Here is a 21,196-nt window from a genome sequence, read left to right as displayed (position 1 = left end):
CAGCAAAGCTGGCCGGCGCTGGCTAGTCCAGCGTCAGGTTCAGCTCATCTTCGGCACCGAAACCCGCACCGTTGACATCAGTTTCGATGTCCTCGTCGCTGTTGTCGATAAGCTGCAGGTAAGCGGGGTAAATAATGGTGTCCATGATGTGCTCGCGGGTCGGCAGATCCACGAATGCATTGTTTAGCGCATTCGAGGTCAGTTCGAACAGCTCGCTGTAGCCGTAACCGAAGTTCTCCACCAACTCCATGCACTCCCGGGTCATGGAAGTCGCACCAATCAGACGGTTATCCGTGTTGACCGTGCAGGCGAAACTCATATCGTCGAGAAGCGAGAACGGGTGATCCGCAACGCTGTCACAAACACCAGTCTGAACATTGGAGGTCGGGCAGATTTCCAGCGGAATCTGGCGGTCACGAATAGCGGAGGCAACCTCCTGGCATTCGATGCCCTCGAGGGAAGCACCGAAGTCCTCGTAGATGCGCACGCCGTGACCCAGGCGGCGAGCACCTTGCACGACAGCATCCTGCAACGAATCGACACCGGCGTCTTCACCTGCGTGAATGGTGACCGGAATGAGGTTTTCCCGCAGCATGGTGAATGCTTCGGCATGGTTAGCCGGTGGGAAGCCGTTTTCCGGTCCAGCGATGTCAAAACCGACAACGTACCCGTCGGAGTTCTTCCCGTAGTTGTCGATGACCAGCTGTGCGACTTCCTTGGAATTGTCATTCTGGCGCATCGCACAGACCAGCAGACGTGCGGTGATGTGCTTTCCCTCAGCGGCGGCATGGGCTTCACCCTGCGCCAGGCCTTCGACCAGCGCGTCGATGACAGCCTGCATATCCAGGCCCTTTTCCAAATGGTTTTCCGGAGCCAGGCGCAGCTCAGCGTAGACGACGTTGTCGGCGGCCAGATCCTCGACGGCCTCACGCGCAACGCGCGTCAGCGACTCAGCGGTCTGCATGACGGCGCAGGTGTGCGCGAAGGCGGTCAGGTAGCTCGGCAACGAGCCAGAGTTGCCGGTGCCAATGAACCACTTCTCCAGTTCATCCACGTCGGTGGTGGGCAACTGATCGGTGTAACCGCAGTCCGCGGCCAGGTCGATAACGGTCTGCGGGCGCAGGCCGCCATCGAGGTGATCGTGAAGCAGTACCTTGGGCAGGCTGGCGACAACCTTGCGCATCTCATCGAGATTCGATGCCGAAGACTGTGTGTCCAGAGACTGAGCATCACTGTGCAAAGAATTAGTCATAATGGCCAGACTATCGGTACTGTGCCCTCCGCTTCTACTTCACTGCCGGTGAATCGTAATTCTGCTTTGTACAAAGGCTTCCGCTCCCCCGTTTTCCCCCATCCACACACGACGAATACGTCATTTCGGGTGACGTTTTACTACCCTTATTTCATCATGTTTCCCTCTCACCGCTTCTCGTCTGCCGTTACGCTGCTAGCTACCAGCGCAATGCTTCTGCCGAGCACCGCACCCGCAGCCATGGCACAGAGCACCTCGCTTACCGACGACGCCCCGATTGTCGGTCCCGCACCTGAGATCCGTGACACGGAGGGCTGCCCCTACAAGACCCTTCCACCAGCACCAGTGGATTCCTCGGAGGTTCCGGCTCCCGGCGAAACATCTCCCGCTCCACTTCCGGTTCCCCAAAAGCCGGCTGGAGGTAGCAAGATGTCCGCCTGCGGCATTGTCAGCGGTGAGGGTTTTGACGTTCCGAAGGACCTCTCCGCCTCTGCATGGACGGTGTTCGATTTGAAATCCGGCGATGTCCTTGCGGCGAAGGACCCTCACGGCCGCTACCGTCCGGCATCGATTATTAAGGTGCTGCTGGCGATGGAGGCAATCGAGGATTTGAAGCTCGACACCCCAGTCAAGGCGACCTTCGAGGACGCGAACATGGAGGGCTCTCGTGTCGGCATTGTCGAGGACGTGAACTACTCGGTAGAAACGCTCCTAACTGGCCTGTTGCTCAATTCCGGCAACGACGCCGGTCACGCCTTGGCCCGCGAACTTGGTGGCATGGATAAGACCACCGAGAAGGTCAATGCCCTGGCAAAGAAGTTGGGGGCGACGGATACGCGAGTGGTCAACCCGACTGGTCTCGATGCTCCGGGACAGATGACGTCGGCATACGACATGTCACTGTTCTTCCAGCACGCATTCAACAATGAGACCTATCGCAAGCTCTCGGCCACCCGCCTGGCCACTATCCCCGGTGACAAGGCTCTCAAGGTCGATGACTTCGAAATCGCCAACGACAATCAGCTGATTGCCCAGGACTACCCCGGCGCCCTTGGAGGCAAAACCGGTTTTACCGATGATGCCCGTCATACCTTCGCTGGGGTGGCTGAGCGCGACGGCCGTCGTCTCGGCGTCATCGTTCTCGACGCCACTATTGAGGATTCACCGCGCCCCTGGGAGCAGGCGGCATCGCTTCTCGACGCCGGCTTCGCGGCACCGCAGGACAGCTCTGTCGGTGTCCTCGAAGCGGAAGCGACTGAGGATAAGTTGGTAGAAAAATTGCCCGATATCCTGGACGACGAGTCAACAGGAACCGGGCTAAAAATTACTGTCAGCGCTGCCGTCGTAGGTGTCATCGCATTGATTGCGATGGTCACCTACCGCTTCGGCAAACGCGATCGCGGCTAATTATTTCGAACCGAGCAGGCGGTTCAATCCGGACGGGTTGGCCGCTTCCGCACGGACGTTAATGACAGCAGGAGCAGGTGCATCCAGCTCCTCGTCGGCAAGCGCTTCTTCGGTCGTCGCAGTCCAAGCGGTGGCGTACATAGTGATGCGCCAGATGAGGTAGAAGACGACCATCAGACCGATGACCGGACCGAAAACTGCACCGGCCGGGTTCGACAGGGCGTTGGAGAAGAAAACGCTACCGAGCTGCTTGACAACCTCAAGGCCAAACGCACCGATAATCGCACCCTTTGCCGCAGAGCGGAACGGGGCGCCCCCGCGCGGCAGGAAAGCGAGCATCCAGAAGAACAGCAGCCAGTTGGCGACGAGACCAATGGCGATGGCAATCAATCCCGCAATGATGGTGATTCCCGGGACATGGGCCAGACCAATCTTGTCCAGAAGGGACTGGGTCAGTCCGGAAGAGCCGGCTGCGGTGACAGCGAAGGTCAGCAGAATCATAACCAGCATGCCCAGCAGACGCAGCAGGTCGCGAACCTTTCCGATTACGAAGTTGCTAGCGCCCAGCGGGCGCTTCCACAGCTGTGTCACTGCGTTGGAGAGGTTGCCCATCCAACCAAGACCCGACCACAGGGTGGCAATGAAACCGACGGTGAAGACGCCACCGGCCTGATCGATCGCGCCTTCGATAATTGCGTTGATGGTGTCGCCCATCGACCCATCGATGGAGTCGGTGATAGCGGACTGGATTTGTTCAAGCAGCTGCTCATTTCCACGCAACACAAGCGCGAGGATGGCAAATGCCGTCATGATTAGGGGGAAAATCGACAGCACGGAGAAGTACGTGACAGCGGCGGCAAAAAAGTTGCCGCCCTGCTCGGAGTAGCGCTCCTGCATCCGCATAACGTGATCGAACCACGCCCACTTTTCGCGGAGGCGGTCGATTGCGCTCGGTTCATCGGCGTGTACACGCTCGATGCCATAGCGGTCCGTTCTCTTCGGATCTTTTTGAGTAGAGGTTGCCATGTCCCCTACCTTAACGTGCCAGCTTTCGGTACGGAGACTGAAGCGCAGAGTCTACAACTGAATTAACGGTTGGCGGCCTTCAGGAACCCGACGCGCTCGTACACATCTGCAAGTGTCTTGGCGGCAACTTCACGGGCGCGGTCAGCGCCTTCGGCCAGGATCCGTTCCAGCTCACCGCGATCAGCCATGAGCTCCTCATAGCGTGCACGCAGTGGCGTGGTGAATGCCTCCAGCGCATCTGCGGTATCAGCCTTCAACTGGCCGTAGCCAGCGCCTTCGTAGCCGGCAACGAGCTCGTCGACAGGCTTGTCGGTCAACGCCGACTGAATGACCAGCAGGTTGGAAACGCCCGGCTTGTTCTCACGGTCGAAGCGAATCTCTCCGTCATTGTCGGTAACGGCCGAGCGAATGCGCTTGGCGGAGACCTTTGGGTCGTCCAAGAGGTTAATAATGCCCTTGGGATTTGCGCCCGATTTGCTCATCTTCGAGGTCGGATCCTGCAAGTCGTAAATCTTCGCGGATCCTTCCATGATGTGTGGATCCGGCACCACGAAGGTCTTCTTGTAGCGGGAGTTGAAACGCTGCGCCAGGTTACGCGTCAGTTCGAGGTGCTGGCGCTGATCCTCCCCCACCGGCACCAGCTGTGGTCGGTAGAGCAAGATGTCGGCAGCCATCAGCATGGGGTACGCGAACAAACCAGCGGAGGTGTGTTCCGCGCCCTGACGAGAGGACTTGTCCTTGAACTGCGTCATACGGCTGGCTTCGCCAAAGCCAGTCAAGCAAGTCAACACCCATCCGAGCTCTGCGTGCTCAGGCACATGCGACTGCACGAAGAGCACCGACTTCTCCGGATTAATACCGAGTGCAATTAGCTGTGCGGCACCTGCGATAGTGCGCTGACGCAGCTCCTTCGGATTCTGCTCGACGGTGATGGCGTGCAGGTCTGGAATGAAGTAGTAAGCGTCGAAGTCATCCTGCAAATTAATCCAGTTCTTCAATGCGCCCAGGTAGTTGCCCAGGTGGTAGGAATCTGCGGTCGGCTGAATGCCGGACAGAACGCGCTGCTTACGAGCACTCGGTGCAGGATTAGTTGCTTCAGGACCCTTGCTTTCACTCATAGCCAATAAGTCTAGCGCGAGGTCCGCAGTGGAGAGTCGACGACGTACCCGTTTCGACCACACCGCGGGCTTTTGCAGGAAACCGGCTGCCAGAAGCTAGCCCCGACGGCCCTCGTCCCGCTGCTCCACAAGCATTCGATCGGATAGCAATTTGACGGTGCGCGCCGCAGCGGCTGGCGATTCCTCGGGGTACAGTGCGCGCACCAACGTGATTGCTGGGCGGATGCCGTGCTCAGAGAGAACACGGCGAACACGCTCACGCTCCCCCTGGGTCAACTCGAGCGGAGCTACGGGTGGCCTGCGGGTGTAGGACACGACCATCACGGCTCCCAGCAGAACAATGAGTCCGAGGGAAATCCACAGTGGCCACGCGTAGGCAAAAGACAGCACGATAAACGCAACAATGACACCGGAAGTCACGACCACTGGGACATTGACAGCAGTGCCAGGATCGTTCTGCAGACTCCGTGCGATGGCTTCCAAATCGGCCATCTGGTGCCGTTTGTTATCGCTCTCGCCGTTTTTCACTGGGGATGTCCTCTCCTTTCCGGGTCCGCACCGAGCTCGCTTCAAGTCCCGCACAGATTCGCGCTTGGGCTTTACAGCGGCTGAAGTCCCATCAGTCCTTCTTCAAATCTTAGGCGCTCGCGTCCCAAGTGCCGAACTAACCCACAGGTATTATTGGACTAATTCAATTCTCTTATCCGTCAGGAGTCCCATGCTCGCTGCCATTGCGGTTGCCGTCTTCATCCTGCTGGTCCCGGGCGCAGTTCTCGGTTGGGTCAGTGGGCTACGTCCCACGCTCGCGTTGGCATCGGCAGGACCATTAATGCTGGGCGTGACTGGTTTTTCCGCATGGTCGTCCCACGCGCTCGGGCTGGATTACACGTGGCTCTTCGTGGCCGGCATGTGGGCATGGTTCTGTGCTATTGGCTATCTGGTACGCAGATTCGTCCCCCGAGCAACGCCCGAAGACGGCTTTGATTCCGGCGTTGTCACCGCGATGATTGTCGCCGGGGTCACGGTAGTCGGCTCGATGCGCGCCATGCTCGTGCTTAACGACGTCCCCGGCGGCCCCGGCGCTATCCGCGAAGCCTGGGACATGCTCTGGCATACCAACTTCCTCCGGTTCATTGACGAGCATGCAATAGCCTCGCCCACCGCGGCCGGTGACCTGATGAATCAGGAGACCGGGGCCGAAATGTTCTACCCCACCGGCTGGCATGCCGTGGCGGGGCTACTGCCCGGCTCGGTTTTCCTCGATTCCAACGTGTTTGCGTTCTTGGCCCCGGCGCTGCTTGTTCCCGCAGCAACTGCGGTGCTAGCCCGCACCGCAGTTGGCTCTAAGTGGGCGGCCTACGCCGGTCCCGCAGCTGCCGTCGCGACGCTGATGCTTCCGGAGATTTGGGTGGCTCTTTGGCGCACATCCTCCATGCCGTATTTGCTCGCGGTGGCCGCTTTGCCGATTGCTGCGGCTTTGACCATGCGGGGCTATATTGTCCCCGCTACGCTTGCCCTGGTTGGCACGTTTATCACCCACCCGGCCGGCGCAATTGCTGCCGTGCTCTTTGTTAGCTTGTGGTTGATTACCCAACCGAGCGTCAGTGGCCTAGTTCGCACGCTAATTATCGGCGCGCTCGCCCTGGTGATGACTCTCCCGGCGGCTTTGTCCGCGAGTGGGCAAGGCGAATCCGTTGCGGGCTTTACCGGCCAAATTGAGATTTCCCGCTCCGAATCGCTGTGGCGAACTCTGATCGGTTTTTCCCGCTATGCTGACGAGCCCATCTTTTCCCGGACTGTTCTGGTTCTTGTGCTCATCGGCCTGGTGGTGGCGCTGGTCTCTCGCCTGCCAGACAGCCCATGGGCGCCGTGGCCGGCGCTGGTTTTCGGGCTGCTCTTTGTGGTGTCCGACAGTGCGCAGTCCCGTTGGTCTGAGCCGTTCGGCACCTATCTGAAGTTTATTGGCACTTTCTTCTACGACATGCCGTACCGCATGCAGGCGGTTATGGGAATTCTGCGCGCAGTGCTGGTCGGCTACGCAGTCGCGGCTGCCGTTGTCGCGATTGTGGCTGTGGCGCAGTGGATCGTCGCAAAGCGAGATCAGCCGACCAAGTCGTGGAATCCTGCGCTGGCGATGGGGCTCGTAGCGGCACTGGCGATTGTGCCTGCGACCTGGGCGAGTGGGCCTGCTCAGCGCGAGGCAATTCGCCAGAGTTTCGGAAGCACGTTTGTGACCGCTGCGGACATGGAAGCTATTGATTGGCTGTCCGCACAGCCGCATGCGTTTGAGGGGCATATTCTCAATGACCGTCGTGACGGTTCTGCGTGGATGTATGCCATCGCCGGACTGCCGACCCTGTTCCGCCATTTCTCCTTCTCTGACAAAACTGCCGAGGCGAGCAACAAGCTGCCGATAAACGTTGACCTGCTGGGCTCACATCCAGAGTTCGATGCCATGGCGAAGAAATTGGGAGTGCACTACATCATTAGTTCCCCGCCGGGTGTGAACACGGATGGCACGGAGGCGCTGTCGATGCGTTCCTGGGCATGGCACGCGCCGGGGCTCACGCCTGTGTATCACAACAGCTCGGTGATGATTTTCGCGGTCAACAAGATGTTTTCACCGGAAGAGTTGCACGCTGTTGTCAACAGTTCCCCACACCGCCCGGCGCGCCCCAATCCGCTGTGGATGCCTCCGCGCCAGCCAATCGTCCCCTCCCCCGACGAGGCTGTCGATCCGCTCGCCGGCGCGCGCATCACCGTCGACTCTCGCCGCGAGGCCATCGAGGCTATCAACGCCGACCTGCCTCGCGCGCTGCGTTTGAGTGGGGATACTTCCGCTCACATCGACAGCATCGTGCAACGCGCCAGCGACAAGCTCCGTCAGCGCGGCGCAATCGTTGGCGCGCATTCGCTTGCCGACGACACGGCGAGCGCAGCCACCTTAATCGTCGGTCGCTCATCAGAGGGCCAGACTCTTTCTGGGGATAACATCGGCGATCGTGGCTTTTCGGTATCCGCTGTGGTGAAGTCTCTCGAACCTGAGGACGATGCTCCTGCCGATTGGCAGTTGGCGGCGGGTGTGCGCGACGGAATGGTGTACCGAGGTTTCAATCCGCACAGCAGTTACAGCACAAACGGGGTGCCAACCGAGTTTCGCACCGGCCTGGCGCCGGCAGTGGCGGTGAACCAGAGTTCGCGGCCGCATGCGCCGACAATTGCGCTATCGCTGGGAGCGGTGGGCGCTGAAAAGCTCACCCGCGATTTGGCCGACCCCGCTATGCAGGACAAATGGGCCGACGCCATCGTTGACGGCATCGCCTCCATGTTGCGGCAGAACCGGCATCTCGTAACCGCTCCCGAGCCGGAGTTGATCCCAGAGTTCGCTGACCTCGGAGCACACTAGTCCGCTCGGGTTTAGGCGTATGCCGGGTTTAGGCGTACTCCACGATCACCGGCGCGTGGTCCGTCCAGCGAAGGTCGTAGGCGGCAGGCTTATCCACTACCGAGCTGACGGCACGCTTGAGCATTGGTTCGGTTACCGCCTGGTAGTCGATGCGCCAGCCGGCATCGGTATCGAACGCCTTACCGCGGTAGGTCCACCAGGACCAGGGGCCGTCGGCCTCTGGGTGCAGACGGCGAGTGACATCAAACCACACCGGATCTGCATTGAGAGCCGGGGCCTCCCACACAGAACCATCGGAGAAGGCACCGGATTCCAGCTCCTTTTCGCTGGCCTGTACCTGCGAATCCTGGGGAACCTCATCGGGCCAGCAGCCGAAGACCGAGTCCATCCAGGCACGCTCCTGTGGTAGGAAACCGCTCTTGCGGCGGTTGGTCTTCCAGTTCTTCAAATCTTGTTCGCGGTGGCAGATGTTCCAGTCGCCGCCGATGACTGCGTGGTGACCGTCGCTTCCCTTGGCCCCCAGTTCCGCCAGGTAGTCGGAGAAGGCATCGAGGAAGCGGTACTTCTCATCCTGCTTCTCACTGAGCGCGGCACCGGACGGCAGGTAGAGGCTGGCAATCTGGACATCCGCATCCAGGCCGGTGTCCGCTGCCGGGGCAACACCACTGATAAACCGACCGGATCCTTCGAACTCCTCGGAGCCGATGCCCACCTGGACGTCGTTAAGCGGAAAGCGCGAGAGAATGCCCACGCCGGCGCGCCCCTTGGCGCCCAGGTTTTCAGCGCCGACCCAATGCCATCCGGCATCAAAAGCGGGCGCGAGGGCCTTGCGTGCCTGGTCGTCGGTGGCGCGGACTTCCTGCAGCAAAACGACATCGGAACTGGTGTGCTTCAACCACTCCAGCAATCCCAGATTGGTTTCGCTGCGCTCCTTGACGGCGGCGCGGATGCCGTTGACATTGATTGTCGCGATTGTAAGGCTCATGCCCTCATACGTTACCTATGCGTGCACTACGCCTAGTAGACCCCTAGCGCAGTTCGACGCGTCCGGCCTTCTTCGCCTGTGAGCGGCGGTAAAGAACAATGGTCGGCAGGGCGATGAAGATAGCCAACATCGCCAACGTCGCGCCACCCAAGGCCGGTGCGCGGTAGCCATAACCGGAGGCAATGACCCAACCACCGAGCGCGGCTCCGAACGCGTTGGCCATGTTCAATGCAGCCTGGTTGAGAGCTGCCGCCAGCGTCTGTGCACGACCGGCGACATCCATCAGACGGGTCTGCAGATTCGGCACCAATACCGATCCCAGCAGACCGATAAGGAGGAAGTTGATCGTGCCCAGCACCGCATTCTGCGAGGTGAAGTAGAAGGCACTGAGCATGATTACCATCAGCACCAGTGCAACCATGATGCCCCACTCCCCGATGCGGTCGGAGAGCCAGCCACCGATGTAAGTACCGACAACCATGCCGATGCCGTAGGCCATCAGCACAATCCAGATGTGGTTTTCGCTCATGCCCGCTTCGCGAGTCATAGTCCAGGTGATGTAGGTGTAAACCGCGAACATGCCGCCGAACCCAACGGTGCCGATAGCGACGGTCAGCAGCACCTGCGGTGTCACCAGAGCCGAGAGCTCATCCATCGGACGTGTCTTCGGCATGCGGTTCATATGCGGCACGGCGAACCACAGCGAAACAAGTGCAATCAGGCCGATGACCGCGACAAACCCGAAGGCGCTGCGCCAACCGTAGATCTGCCCCAGCACCTGCGCGGCCGGCACACCAATCACAGTCGCCACCGACAGCCCCACGCCCGACAGGGCCACCATCTTGCCGCGCTGCCCCGGCTTAGCCAGGGAGGCCGCCACCAGAGCTGCCACCGAGAAATACGCGCCGTGCGGCAGACCGGCAATGAAGCGCGAGACCATCACAGCTTCGAAGGAGCCCAGTGTGCCCGCCCATACCGTCGCACCGTTGCCGATGGTAAATGCCGCCATCAGCAGCAGGAGCATGCGCCTGCGCGGAATCGAGCCGGTCAGCACGGTAATTAGCGGTGCGCCCACGACAACACCGAGGGCGTACATCGAAATCATGCGCCCTGCGGCATCCTCATCGCGCCCGAAGGCGTCAGCGATGTAAGGCAACAGGCCCATGGCCACAAACTCAGTAACGCCGATGCCGAATGCACCAACCGACAGCGCCACAATCACCAAGATTCGGCGTAAATCAGAGATGTCGTCCTGCACCGGAACAGGACGGCGATGCGAGCTAAACGCTCCCGCACGACGCGCACGCGCTTTGTGGTCGTCGTTGTGGGTTGTTACTTCGCTTGACGACGTCATTGCGACCGTCTCCTTTTCTCTTCTCACGCCAGTTGGTGGACTCTCAGCTCCCCTAGATTTTCGCCCCAAGCCGGGCTCGCAAAACCACGAGGGGAGCCGAAAGGGAAAAATGAGACTCTACTCCGCAACACAAAAAGTTCGCTATTTCATCCGCCTGTTCCCCGGGTATTTGTGCGCGGAATAACATCTACAGCCATTAGCGGTAGTCGCTCACTCAAGTTCTTCTAATACATTTTGCAATCGGCATTGTTTGCCGAGGACTACCAATTCCCTCCGGCCACCACGGACTTCCTACCATCGAGCGATTCGGGTCTTCGATGCTGCCGTACTAGCTACCGGGTAAATTGTTTTAAAAGATATTTCGAACTGCAATACCGATAGGATCTTGATCCACTATGGGCGACCGCTATAACCTCTATGAGTCTCTGAAGCTGGATAGCGCAGCCAGCACCGAAGAACTCCATGCAAACCTTTCTAGTCAGCTCTCTGAACTGCGGGATGCTGGTGTCTCGGAGTACTCCGGCGAGTTCCAGGAGAAGCTCACTGCGCTGCAAGTGCTTGGCGATGAGGGACGTCGCCGCGAATACGACGCTCTACTGGCCGATGAGAACGCCACCATCACCATTGCGACGCTGCGCGAGCTGGCAAATCGCCCGGTACCCACTGCGCAGGAGTCCTCGTTCCAGACCCAAACCCAACAAGCACAGTGGTCCGCCCCGACTCAAACCAGTCCTGCGACAGTAACCACCACGGCGACCACGGATGTACCACCGCTACCTGCAAACGCCACACTGCAGAACATGTGGCAGCGCATGCCACTCATCCCCCGAATCACTACCGGCTTGGTCGGTTTTTCAACTCTGATTGGCATCATCGCAGTTCTGTACGCAATCGCGCTCGGCATCCAAGGTGCCAACGATCTCGGCAGCCTAGAGTCATCGTTGGGGAATTCTTGGGATGACATCGGCTACATTATGGGCGCTGCAGCCGCCCTCGTTCTTGTTCCAGTCCTCTTACTGATGGGAATGATGCTTGTCACCTTGACCGCATACTGGATTCACTCCATCCTCCGCGGTGAAGACTCAACGGCACCAATCTTTTTCTGCGTCACCGTGGCACCGCTGGCGTTGGCTATGACCATCATCCCCCTCCTGTTCTTGAGCTCCTGGGTGGATGTAGTCCTCTTCCTCGCAGGTGGCATGCTGATCGCGGCTTGCGTTCTTATGTTCCTCAAGGACATGCGCGCATGGTTCCGCGGCCAGAAACTGGTCAGGACTACTCAGTCGGCGCCGGGGCAGGGCTATGCTCCGCAGTACCCCCAGTCTCAGAACACTCAGGGCTACCAGTTCGGCCAGAACAATCCTCCGAACAATACACAGAACTAACTAGGCTGCCCTGAACAACCGCGCCGGCGTGCACGACACCCCAGCGCGGTTTTTCGTATTTGAAGGGTTTGAGCGCGGGGGCCGTCGTAAAGCGAAAAATGGAATGAAAAGCGGCGAATAAGCGACAAATAATTGCGCATTTCGTGACTTACCTCACATAATTGCGTTATTCATATCACTATCACTGTTTTTGCGCTATGCCCCGACACAACCCAAGATTCAAAACTGGGTTATCGTGGAACAAAACAGATAGGAGACATGAATTATGGCGACAATTATTTGGACCCGTACTGACGAAGCCCCTCTGCTGGCGAGCTACTCGCTGAAGCCAATCGTGGAGGCATTTGCAAGCCAGGCTGGTGTCAATGTTGAAACCCGCGACATCTCCCTCGCAGGCCGCATTCTGGCTCAGTTCCCGGAGCGTCTTTCGGACGAGCAGAAGGTAGAGGATGCGCTGGCAGCCCTGGGCAAGCTGGTCAAGGAGCCGGACGCCAACATCATCAAGCTGCCGAATATCTCTGCATCCGTCCCGCAGATTAAGCGCGCTGTCGCAGAGCTGCAGGAAAAGGGCTATGACATTCCGAAGTACAAGTCGCAGCCGGAAGGCGAGGAAGAGACCGCCGACCGCGCCAAGTTCGACAAGGTCAAGGGCTCTGCCGTTAACCCGGTACTGCGTGAGGGCAACTCCGACCGCCGCGCTCCGGAGCCGGTGAAGAACTACGCCCGCAAGCACCCGCACCGCATGGGCGCTTGGTCCGCGGATTCCAAGACCAACGTCGCCACCATGGCCTCCAACGACTTCCGCCACAACGAGAAGTCCGTTGTCATGCCGGAAGATGACAAGCTGACCTACCAGCTCGAGGCTAACGACGGCCAGATCATCACCCTGAAGAAGGACATGCCGGTCCTTAAGGGCGAGATTATTGACGGCACGGGCATGAACGTCCACATCCTGGACAACTTCCTCCGCGCTCAGATCCGTCGCGCAAAGCGCGAGAACATCCTGTTCTCCGTCCACCTGAAGGCCACCATGATGAAGGTCTCCGACCCGCTGATTTTCGGCGAGGTTGTCAAGGCCTTCCTTCCATCTGTTTTCCCGAAGTTCGAGTCCAAGCTGGCTGCCGCCAACCTGACTCCGGACTACGGCCTCGCCGCCATCCTCGACGGCCTGCACAAGCTTGACGACGCAACCGCTGCAGCCGTCAAGTCCGCGATTGAAAAGGATCTGAAGGAGGGCCCGGCCCTCTACATGGTGAACTCCGACAAGGGCATCACCAACCTCCACGTTCCGTCCGACGTCATTGTTGACGCCTCCATGCCTGCACTAATCCGCAACGGCGGCAAGGGCTGGGGCCCGAGCGGTGAAGAGAGCGACACTCTCGCTGTTATCCCGGACTCCTCCTACGCCGGCGTCTACCAGGCTGTTATCGAGGACTGCCGCGCCAATGGCGCTTTCGACCCAGCAACCATGGGCTCTGTCCCGAACGTCGGCCTGATGGCTCAGAAGGCTGAGGAGTACGGCTCCCACGACAAGACTTTCCAGGTTCCGGTTGACGGTGTCCTGCAGGTCATCAACTCCGCTGGCGAGGTTCTGATTGAGCACCACGTCGCCGAGGGTGACATCTGGCGCTCCTGCCAGACCAAGGACGCCCCAATCCGCGACTGGGTGAAGCTGGCCGTTAACCGCGCTCGTATCACCGGCGACCCTGCAGTGTTCTGGCTGGACCCGCAACGCGCACACGACAACAACCTGATCAGCAAGGTCAACGAGTACCTTGCAGATCACGACACCGAGGGTCTGGATATCCGCATCATGGATCCGGTGTCCGCTACCAAGTTCTCCCTCGAGCGCATCCGCCGCGGCGAGAACACCATTTCTGTAACCGGTAACGTTCTGCGTGACTACCTCACCGACCTGTTCCCGATTATGGAGCTGGGTACCTCCGCCAAGATGCTGTCGGTCGTGCCGCTGATGGCGGGCGGCGGCCTGTTCGAGACCGGTGCAGGCGGTTCCGCACCGAAGCACGTCCAGCAGGTTCAGGAAGAAAACCACCTGCGCTGGGATTCCCTGGGTGAGTTCCTGGCACTGGCCGAGTCCCTGCGCTACGCCGCTGAGGAAGACGACGATCCACGTCCGCGCGTCCTGGCTGAGGCCCTGGACAAGGCAACCGCTACTCTGCTCGACGAGGGCAAGTCGCCCTCCCGCAAGGCTGGCGAGATCGACAACCGCGGCTCCCACTTCTACCTGGCTCTCTACTGGGCACAGGAGCTGGCCAAGCAGGACGAGAACTCCGAGCTGAAGGAAGCTTTCGCCCCGGTTGCTAAGGCTCTCACGGAGAAGGAAGAGTCCATCGCCAAGACCCTGATTGATGCTCAGGGCTCCCCGGCTGACCTGGGTGGCTACTTCCTGCCGGACGATGAGAAGACCTCCGCAGTTATGCGTCCGTCCGCTGAGTTCAACGAGATCATCGACGGTCTGAAGAAGTAGGACTAGCTGCTTGCTCCTGGCTGGTCTGACTGGCCCGGTTGGCCCAGGCTGGCCTAGGCCGACCTAGGCTGACCGCCGGTTTCGGGCGATAGCCCCTCGCTCATGTTGCATTTGATGCACATGGCGCGAGGGGCTTTTTCTATGCCCTGACTTCCTCAACGGTCTTGACAGCTTCCGGTTTGGCTCGCCCCGGCACTCGGCGCCACAGCTCCCTACCCCCCCCACAACCGACCACGCCCCAGAGCCAATCAAACCAATCCGTACTAAGCGGGCTATAGCACTCTCGACACAGATACACACACCCTCTTACCTTGGGTTTTTCCAAAACTTTGCAATAGACAGCTTGGTTCACTATTGTTTGTAAGTAACGTTTTGAACAATCTCAAAAACCGCAAGGAAGTATCTGAAATGACCACCAAGTACGACAACAGCAACGCTGCCAACTGGGGCCTGTCCACTCGCGCTATTCACACCGGCTTCGCTCCGGACGCACAGACCTCCGCGCGCAACCTGCCGATTTACAACACCTCCTCCTACGTCTTCGATTCCGCTGAGCACGCTGCCAACCGCTTCAACCTCTCGGATGCAGGCCCGATTTACTCCCGCCTGACCAACCCGACTGTGGATGCCGTCGAGCAGCGCATCGCCAGCCTCGAGGGCGGCGTCGCTGCCGTACTGTTCTCCTCCGGCCAGGCAGCTGAGACCGCTGCTGTCCTCACCCTGGCTCGTGCAGGCGACCACTTCGTCGTTTCGCCACGCCTCTACGGCGGCACTGAGACTCTGTTCAAGGTCACCCTGCCGCGCCTTGGCATCGACTGCACTTTCGTCGAGAATCCGGATGACCCGGAGTCCTGGCAGGCAGCAGTTCAGGACAACACCGTCGGTTTCTACGGTGAGTCCATCGCCAACCCGCAGATCGACGTCCTGGACATCCCGGCTATTGCCGAGGTTGCACACCGCAACAACGTTCCGCTGATCGTCGACAACACGGTTCCGACCCCGGCCCTGCTGCGCCCGCTCGAGCACGGTGCCGACGTCGTGGTTTCCTCCACCACCAAGTTCCTGACCGGTAACGGCTCCGCCCTCGGCGGTGTCATCGTCGACGGTGGCAACTTCGACTGGACTCAGACTCGTAACGGCCGCTCCATCTTCCCGAACTTCACCGAGGCCGACGAGGCTTACCACGGCCTGAAGTTCGCCGACCTGGGCGCCCCGGCCTTCGCACTGCGTGCTCGCGCTGGCATTCTCCGCGACACTGGCGCTACTCCGGCTCCGTTCAACGCGTGGGTTCTGGCTCAGGGCCTCGACACCCTGGCTCTGCGCATCGAGCGCCACAATGAAAATGCCAAGGCAGTCGCTGAGTTCCTCGAGAACCACCCGCTGGTCGCCAAGGTCAACTACGCCGGCCTGCCGAGCTCCCCGTGGTACGAGACCCTGAACAAGCTCGGCCTTTCCGGCGCCAGCGGCGTACTCTCCTTCGACCTGAAGGATGCCGACACCGCCAAGGCTTGGAAGTTCATTGACGCTCTGAAGCTGCACTCCAACGTCGCCAACATCGGTGATGTCCGCTCGCTAGTTGTCCACCCGGCCACCACCACTCACTCCCAGTCCGATGAGGAGGGTCTGACTCGCGCCGGCATTTCCCAGGCCACCGTACGTCTCTCCGTCGGTATCGAGAACATCGATGACATCATCGCTGATCTCGAGGGCGGCTTCGCAGCACTCGCGTAGACCGTTTGTACGCAGACACATAACGGACTAAGTAGTCTATAAGGCATGAGCTTTTCCCCATCTACCCCGGCCGCCCTCCCACCCGAGGGCGAGCCGGGGCGTGTCTTTATCGGCGATGTCACAACCGAGGCTGGCGCGGTCATCCCCGACGTCACCGTCGAGTTCGAGCGCTGGGGTCGGCTTAACGACGACTGCTCGAATGTCATCCTCCTCGAGCACGCCCTAACCGGCGACGCCCACGCTTCCGGCCCCTCGGATGAGTACCACCCGACTGCGGGTTGGTGGAACGGGATGATTGGCTCCGCCCGCGCACTGGATACCGACGAGTACTGCATTATCTGCACCAACGTCATCGGTGGCTGTCGCGGTACAACCGGCCCTTCCAGTCCACATCCGGGCGACGGCAAGCCCTGGGGCTCTCGCTTCCCCGCTATCTCCGTGCGCGACACGGTGACAGTGGAGCACCTTGCACTGCAAGAACTGGGAATTTCCCGCCTCCAAGCTGTCATTGGCGGCTCGTTGGGTGGGGCCCGCGCGCTTGAGTGGTCACTGATGTACCCGGATTTCGTCGGCAAGGCATTGGTGATGTGTGTCGGCGCACGTGCGTCTGCTTGGCAGATTGGTATTCAGTCTGCGCAGATTCAATTCATTGAGTCCGATCCCGATTGGCATGGCGGCGACTACTACGACCGCGGTGTGCCCCCGGCCCGCGGTTTGGGTTTTGCACGCAGGGTCGCGCATTTGACGTACCGTGGCGAGCTGGAGATGGATGACCGTTTTGGTGCGGTAGCGCAGCCCGGTGAGAATCCGCTGGGCCCGATGCGCACGGAAGACCGGTTCCAGGTAGAAAGCTACTTGGATCATCAGGCGAAGAAGCTGGCTCAGCGTTTCGATGCCGGGTCGTATGTCGTGCTCACCGATACCTTGAATCGGCACAATATTGGCCGTGATCGCGGTGGCCTCAACGAGGCGCTGCACTCGTCAACCGTGCCGACCATGGTCGCCGGTGTGGACACGGACATTCTCTACCCCTTCCACCAGCAGGAGCACCTCGCCCGCAATCTGGGCAACTGCTTGGGGCTAGAAAAGATTGAATCCGCCGTGGGCCACGACGGATTCTTGACGGAGTTCGAGCGAGTGGATTCGATTGTGCGCAATTTCCTCGCTCACGATGTCAGCTAGCTTCCCAGCGCATCCACGCTGACTGCGAGGAATACGATTCCCATCCCGATTATGGAGCAAAACCATAGGTCAAAGGCCCGGGATCGCACAGAGAACACACCTAAAATGCTGTCCGGCAGGTACTGCCTAGCCACGCCGAGCAGCATCATTGTGCTTCCCAGCATGAATGTGGCGCGTCGCCACCGCTCCAGCCCCAGGAACACCACGAAGGCGGACATGCCGAAAAAGAGCGCGCCGTAAATCGTATACTGCACCCACATTGGCCACGATGCCCCCGGCGGCGGGGTCTTCGGGCTGTGCGGGTTCAGCATTGGATCCGGCAGGTCTTCCCGCCGGGCACGCTGCGCAATTTCCCTTTTCGACACGACTTGTTCCTCCTGGCTGACTAGGCCAGGCCAGCGAGCTTTTCAGCGCGCTCGACGACATTGCGTACGAGGAAAGCGCGAGTCAGTGGGCCGACACCGCCTGGGTTCGGGGATACGTAACCGGCAACGTCCCAGACGTCATCAGCAACGTCACCGGCCAGCTTGCCGTCGACACGCGAAACTCCCACGTCGAGTACAGCAGCTCCAGGCTTGACCATGTCTGCAGTAAGCATATGAGCGACACCAGCGGCTGCGATGATGACATCAGCCTGACGGGTTTCAGCGGCCAAGTCCTTGGTGCCGGTGTGACATAGCGTCACGGTGGAGTTCTCGCTGCGGCGAGTGAGCATCAGGCCGATTGGTCGACCAACGGTGACACCGCGGCCGATAACAACAACCTTGGCGCCGTTGAGCTCGACGCCGAAGCGTCGCAGCAGGTGGATACAGCCGTTTGGGGTACACGGCAGTGGTGCTGGCTCGTTGAGGACCAGCTTGCCCAGGTTTACCGGGTGGAGACCATCGGCATCCTTTTCCGGATCGATGAGCCCCAGAATACGGTTTTCATCCAGGTGTTTCGGCAGTGGCAACTGAACAATGTAGCCTGTGCACTCCGGGCTTCCGTTCAGCTCGGTGATTACTGCCTCAAGTTCTTCCTGCGTGGTGTCAGCAGGAAGGTCACGGCGAATAGAGGCGATACCAATCTGCTCACAGTCGCGATGCTTCATCTTGACGTAAGAGTGGCTGCCTGGATCATCACCAACCAACACGGTGGCCAGCCCCGGGGTGTAGCCGGCTTCCTTCAAACGCTCAACGCGCTTTTCCAGGTCTTCAAAGATTTCGTCTCGGTAGAGTTTGCCATCAAGCTTTGTCGCTGCCATGGCATTTATCTTAGGCACAGGAGCGAATAATGCCCAGAAACGCCCCGTAACAGCCCTCGCCTTGACCCTATTTACCGCCCATAAAGCCCTGCTGACGCCAGACTTCATAAGCAGCCACTGCTGCGGCGTTGGAAAGATTCATGCTGCGACGAGCTGGCAGCATCGGAATTCGGATTAATTGTGTAATTCGCGGATCATCGAGCACTGACTGTTCCAACCCGGTTGGCTCTGGGCCAAAGAGCAGAACATCGGTGTTCGTGTACTCAATATCTGTGTGCCACGTGTCAGCGTGTGCGGTAAAGGCAAAGATGCGGCACCCTTGGCTGGCAAAGGTCTCCAATGCTTGATTGATGGAGTCATGAATACGCACATCGGCCAGGTCATGGTAATCCAGCCCGGCGCGACGCAGATTTTTGTCATCGAAGTTGAACCCCAGTGGCTTGGCCAGATGCAGCATAGCTCCAGAACCCGCACACATGCGGATAGCGTTTCCGGTGTTCGGCGGGATGACAGGCCGGTCAAAAAGCACGTGGCAGGTGTGGCTCTTAATCCAGTCTGTGGAGTTGGTTGCCTCGGCGTTCGTTGGCTCGGTCGTGGCGCTATTCATTTCTTCCGTCAGTTCTTTTCCGCTGCTTCTATTACTGCTCGTCGTTGGTTTCTGCTGCCGCTGTCGTGTCGGGCACCGCATCGCACACACCGTGCTCGGCGAAAAACGCGATGATGGTCTCACCGATGAGCGCTCGACTCCTCGGCTTTGAGAACTTATGCCCCTCTCCCTCGACCACCAGAAAATCGGTGGGCACACCGTAGGCGTCCATGGCGTTGCGCATCTGACCGGACTCTCGCGGAGGCACGTTGGTATCCCACTCGCCGTGAATGAATAGGGTTGGAGCCTTCATTTCCTCCGCCCGGTGCAGCGGCGAGATATCGCGCAGGAGCTCAGCATCCTGGTACGGGTAGCCGTATCGGGGGAACGCGGCCTGCGCCAACCAGGGCTCGGTGGACTGGTAGTAGGTTTCAAAACTTGTCATTCCGCAAGCATCGACGATGGCCGCAAACTGATCCGGGTACCATGCCGAGGCCAACAGCGACATGAAGCCACCGTAGGATCGTCCGCCCAGCGCAATGCGTTCTGGGTCCGCCAGCCCGGCATCAACGAGGAAGGCTCGCGCCGCTGCGATATCCGCAATAGCGGCAAAGCGTCCATAGCGGTCGCCCGCGTGCTCAAATGACCTACCAGACCCCGAGGAACCGCGCACATTAGGAGTGAACACCACGAAGCCCGCCTCCACAATGCTGGCTAGAACATCGTGGTGGATGGGTTTCGCCTGCAGTTCTGGGCCGCCGTGGATGTGGATGAAAGCCGGCGGTAGTGCGTTTCCTGAGACGTCATTAGAACTATTGCGCACCGACTCCGGAAGGTAGAGCCAACCAGACAGTTCCAACCCATCGCGGGAGACAAAGTAGACCAGCTCTGGGGCCGGGATGGTCTCCAGATTCTTCTCTTCCAGAGCCAAAATCCCTTCGGTGCGTTCCATGTCCAATGGCTCAATGACACCACCGATATTGCGCAGAATCTCCACCGTTGGCGCAAGGCCTGGCCCTTCTACTGTCAGGGAGATCAGCTCACCGTCACCCGAGATTGACAGCTCACGCGCAACCATTCCCGGCAATTCCACATTGCGGCGCACCATCACCCGCATGTCGTCAGTCTGCGGGTGAAGGCCAAGGGTAAGCACCTCAAGCGTGCTGACCCCACCGTTATTCCACAGCACAGCCGCAGTGGAGGAATCCTCACTGATGACAAATTCTTCGACGTCTTGATCCGGATTGCCAATGAACTCCTCGACATCAACTTCGATGCCGATCTTCATATCCAAAATCTCTGCTGCGGTCGATTCCGCTGTGTGCGGCTCAGTAGTGCTGATACCGCTATCGGGAGTAATCCCCAGGCGCAGGATGCGACGCTGTTCCGCGCCATGATCTGAGAGTACGAATGCGGTCAGCTTCTCCTGCCCCGGATGCGCCAATAAGACACCGGCATCCGTGGTGGAGCCAGGATCGGACGGCAACAGCGGCTGCCACTGCTGCCCCGGCCCGACCAGCAGTAGCTCACGGTGGCCTCGCGGCCCCACCCGCACGAGGCCAAACCCACCTTCAGCCGCTACCAGCTGGCTGTCAGTGCGTTTATCAATGACCTCATACTTTGAGTTCGTCGGGTTGACCAAACGCGCATAGTTAATGCCCTGGGCATCGACCGCGTTCATCGCTAGGAGATCGTTATCCCATTCCACCAGTGTGGCGCGCATATCCGCATCCATACGCAGGGGGCGGGCACCGTCGACCTCCGGATCGGTGGATACCAGCCAGGTCTGCAGTCTCTCCGTACCGTACGGAGAGACCTCGCAGGCAATCCACTTTCCATCCGGGGAGTGCAGCACCCTGGTAACCGGGCCTTCCACCGGCAGTTTCACGGGGCGCTCCGCCCCTAGCCCCTCCGGAGTAATCTCCTGCTGTACCGCATGCGGGTAGCCGCTATCGCGGACAATAAAGGCGATTGCACTCCCATCCGGTGCTAACGAGGATTCATAGGTCTGGCGCATGACAATCCATTCTAGT

General features: G+C 59.6%; 16 protein-coding genes. 6 read left to right on the top strand and 10 right to left on the bottom strand.

Translation table 11 applies throughout. The annotated features are described in order from the left end of the window. Positions 1 to 22 precede the first annotated feature (22 nt). Entirely contained in the window at positions 23 to 1,252 is a 1,230-nt protein-coding gene (locus NQ014_RS06625; protein ID WP_257074409.1) for an adenosine deaminase, read from the bottom strand. Positions 1,253 to 1,408: 156 nt separating this feature from the next. On the opposite strand from NQ014_RS06625, the gene NQ014_RS06620 reads away from it, so the two are divergent. After that, positions 1,409 to 2,659 (top strand): D-alanyl-D-alanine carboxypeptidase family protein, encoded by a 1,251-nt coding sequence (locus NQ014_RS06620; protein WP_257074408.1) that lies wholly within the window; start codon positions 1,409 to 1,411, stop codon positions 2,657 to 2,659. Here the strand turns inward: NQ014_RS06620 and NQ014_RS06615 are convergent, their stop codons facing one another. From NQ014_RS06615 to NQ014_RS06605, 3 genes are all read right to left on the bottom strand, one after another. Continuing rightward, a complete protein-coding gene (locus tag NQ014_RS06615) occupies positions 2,660 to 3,685 on the bottom strand; it encodes a YhjD/YihY/BrkB family envelope integrity protein (protein WP_257074407.1) in 1,026 nt (341 codons plus the stop codon). Between the two features lie 62 nt (positions 3,686 to 3,747). Then, positions 3,748 to 4,803 carry a tryptophan--tRNA ligase gene (gene trpS, locus NQ014_RS06610; RefSeq protein ID WP_257074406.1) on the bottom strand — a complete coding sequence of 352 codons (1,056 nt, stop codon included), beginning with the start codon at positions 4,801 to 4,803 and terminating at the stop codon, positions 3,748 to 3,750. 96 nt (positions 4,804 to 4,899) lie between these two features. After that, positions 4,900 to 5,331: a hypothetical protein gene (locus NQ014_RS06605; RefSeq protein ID WP_048731564.1), complete on the bottom strand. Its 432-nt coding sequence runs from the start codon at positions 5,329 to 5,331 to the stop codon at positions 4,900 to 4,902. 190 nt (positions 5,332 to 5,521) lie between these two features. Between NQ014_RS06605 and NQ014_RS06600 the strand changes: the two genes are divergently transcribed. Further along, complete coding sequence (locus NQ014_RS06600; RefSeq protein ID WP_257074405.1) at positions 5,522 to 8,209, top strand: DUF6541 family protein; 2,688 nt, start codon at positions 5,522 to 5,524, stop codon at positions 8,207 to 8,209. A gap of 28 nt (positions 8,210 to 8,237) precedes the next feature. Here the strand turns inward: NQ014_RS06600 and NQ014_RS06595 are convergent, their stop codons facing one another. Further along, entirely contained in the window at positions 8,238 to 9,194 is a 957-nt protein-coding gene (locus NQ014_RS06595) for an exodeoxyribonuclease III (protein ID WP_257074404.1), read from the bottom strand. Positions 9,195 to 9,237: 43 nt separating this feature from the next. Then, a complete protein-coding gene (locus NQ014_RS06590) occupies positions 9,238 to 10,548 on the bottom strand; it encodes an MFS transporter (RefSeq protein WP_257074403.1) in 1,311 nt (436 codons plus the stop codon). 395 nt (positions 10,549 to 10,943) lie between these two features. Between NQ014_RS06590 and NQ014_RS06585 the strand changes: the two genes are divergently transcribed. The 4 genes from NQ014_RS06585 to NQ014_RS06570 all read left to right on the top strand — a co-directional run bounded on the left by NQ014_RS06585 (position 10,944) and on the right by NQ014_RS06570 (position 17,334). Further along, complete coding sequence (locus NQ014_RS06585; RefSeq protein WP_257074402.1) at positions 10,944 to 11,933, top strand: molecular chaperone DnaJ; 990 nt, start codon at positions 10,944 to 10,946, stop codon at positions 11,931 to 11,933. A gap of 265 nt (positions 11,934 to 12,198) precedes the next feature. After that, positions 12,199 to 14,421, top strand: coding sequence for an NADP-dependent isocitrate dehydrogenase (locus NQ014_RS06580; protein WP_257074401.1), 2,223 nt, complete (start codon positions 12,199 to 12,201; stop codon positions 14,419 to 14,421). Positions 14,422 to 14,829: 408 nt separating this feature from the next. Further along, the gene (locus NQ014_RS06575; RefSeq protein WP_257074400.1) at positions 14,830 to 16,152 is read left to right on the top strand and encodes an O-acetylhomoserine/O-acetylserine sulfhydrylase; all 1,323 of its coding nucleotides are present in this window, start codon (positions 14,830 to 14,832) and stop codon (positions 16,150 to 16,152) included. A 45-nt stretch (positions 16,153 to 16,197) separates the two neighbouring features. Beyond that, a complete protein-coding gene (locus tag NQ014_RS06570; protein WP_257074399.1) occupies positions 16,198 to 17,334 on the top strand; it encodes a homoserine O-acetyltransferase in 1,137 nt (378 codons plus the stop codon). Here the strand turns inward: NQ014_RS06570 and NQ014_RS06565 are convergent. The 4 genes from NQ014_RS06565 to NQ014_RS06550 form a co-directional block, all read right to left on the bottom strand. Next, on the bottom strand, positions 17,331 to 17,699 hold the full coding sequence (locus tag NQ014_RS06565; RefSeq protein ID WP_005510063.1) for a DUF3017 domain-containing protein: 369 nt from the start codon (positions 17,697 to 17,699) through the stop codon (positions 17,331 to 17,333). The two genes, NQ014_RS06570 and NQ014_RS06565, sit on opposite strands and share 4 nt — an antisense overlap. 20 nt (positions 17,700 to 17,719) lie before the next feature. After that, positions 17,720 to 18,577: a bifunctional methylenetetrahydrofolate dehydrogenase/methenyltetrahydrofolate cyclohydrolase gene (locus NQ014_RS06560; protein WP_257074398.1), complete on the bottom strand. Its 858-nt coding sequence runs from the start codon at positions 18,575 to 18,577 to the stop codon at positions 17,720 to 17,722. Positions 18,578 to 18,644: 67 nt separating this feature from the next. Then, on the bottom strand, positions 18,645 to 19,184 hold the full coding sequence (locus NQ014_RS06555) for a tRNA (cytidine(34)-2'-O)-methyltransferase (protein ID WP_257074397.1): 540 nt from the start codon (positions 19,182 to 19,184) through the stop codon (positions 18,645 to 18,647). A 31-nt stretch (positions 19,185 to 19,215) separates the two neighbouring features. Further along, positions 19,216 to 21,180, bottom strand: coding sequence for a S9 family peptidase (locus NQ014_RS06550; RefSeq protein WP_257074396.1), 1,965 nt, complete (start codon positions 21,178 to 21,180; stop codon positions 19,216 to 19,218). Between the last annotated feature and the right edge of the window lie 16 nt (positions 21,181 to 21,196).

It is taken from the genome of Corynebacterium sp. 5QC2CO, from assembly GCF_024580435.1.
Classification (GTDB): domain Bacteria; phylum Actinomycetota; class Actinomycetes; order Mycobacteriales; family Mycobacteriaceae; genus Corynebacterium; species Corynebacterium jeikeium_D.
Note: the sequence above shows the minus strand (reverse complement) of the source record. Positions and strands in the feature narration are given on the sequence as shown.

Bases quoted from the DNA above. Each gene is read 5' to 3' on its own strand.
- NQ014_RS06625 (WP_257074409.1), bottom strand. From the start codon at position 1,252: ATGACTAATTCTTTGCACAGTGATGCTCAGTCTCTGGACACACAGTCT.
- NQ014_RS06620 (WP_257074408.1), top strand. From the start codon at position 1,409: ATGTTTCCCTCTCACCGCTTCTCGTCTGCCGTTACGCTGCTAGCTACC.
- NQ014_RS06615 (WP_257074407.1), bottom strand. From the start codon at position 3,685: ATGGCAACCTCTACTCAAAAAGATCCGAAGAGAACGGACCGCTATGGC.
- trpS (WP_257074406.1), bottom strand. From the start codon at position 4,803: ATGAGTGAAAGCAAGGGTCCTGAAGCAACTAATCCTGCACCGAGTGCT.
- NQ014_RS06600 (WP_257074405.1), top strand. From the start codon at position 5,522: ATGCTCGCTGCCATTGCGGTTGCCGTCTTCATCCTGCTGGTCCCGGGC.
- NQ014_RS06595 (WP_257074404.1), bottom strand. From the start codon at position 9,194: ATGAGCCTTACAATCGCGACAATCAATGTCAACGGCATCCGCGCCGCC.
- NQ014_RS06590 (WP_257074403.1), bottom strand. From the start codon at position 10,548: ATGACGTCGTCAAGCGAAGTAACAACCCACAACGACGACCACAAAGCG.
- NQ014_RS06585 (WP_257074402.1), top strand. From the start codon at position 10,944: ATGGGCGACCGCTATAACCTCTATGAGTCTCTGAAGCTGGATAGCGCA.
- NQ014_RS06580 (WP_257074401.1), top strand. From the start codon at position 12,199: ATGGCGACAATTATTTGGACCCGTACTGACGAAGCCCCTCTGCTGGCG.
- NQ014_RS06575 (WP_257074400.1), top strand. From the start codon at position 14,830: ATGACCACCAAGTACGACAACAGCAACGCTGCCAACTGGGGCCTGTCC.
- NQ014_RS06570 (WP_257074399.1), top strand. From the start codon at position 16,198: ATGAGCTTTTCCCCATCTACCCCGGCCGCCCTCCCACCCGAGGGCGAG.
- NQ014_RS06560 (WP_257074398.1), bottom strand. From the start codon at position 18,577: ATGGCAGCGACAAAGCTTGATGGCAAACTCTACCGAGACGAAATCTTT.
- NQ014_RS06555 (WP_257074397.1), bottom strand. From the start codon at position 19,184: ATGAATAGCGCCACGACCGAGCCAACGAACGCCGAGGCAACCAACTCC.
- NQ014_RS06550 (WP_257074396.1), bottom strand. From the start codon at position 21,180: ATGCGCCAGACCTATGAATCCTCGTTAGCACCGGATGGGAGTGCAATC.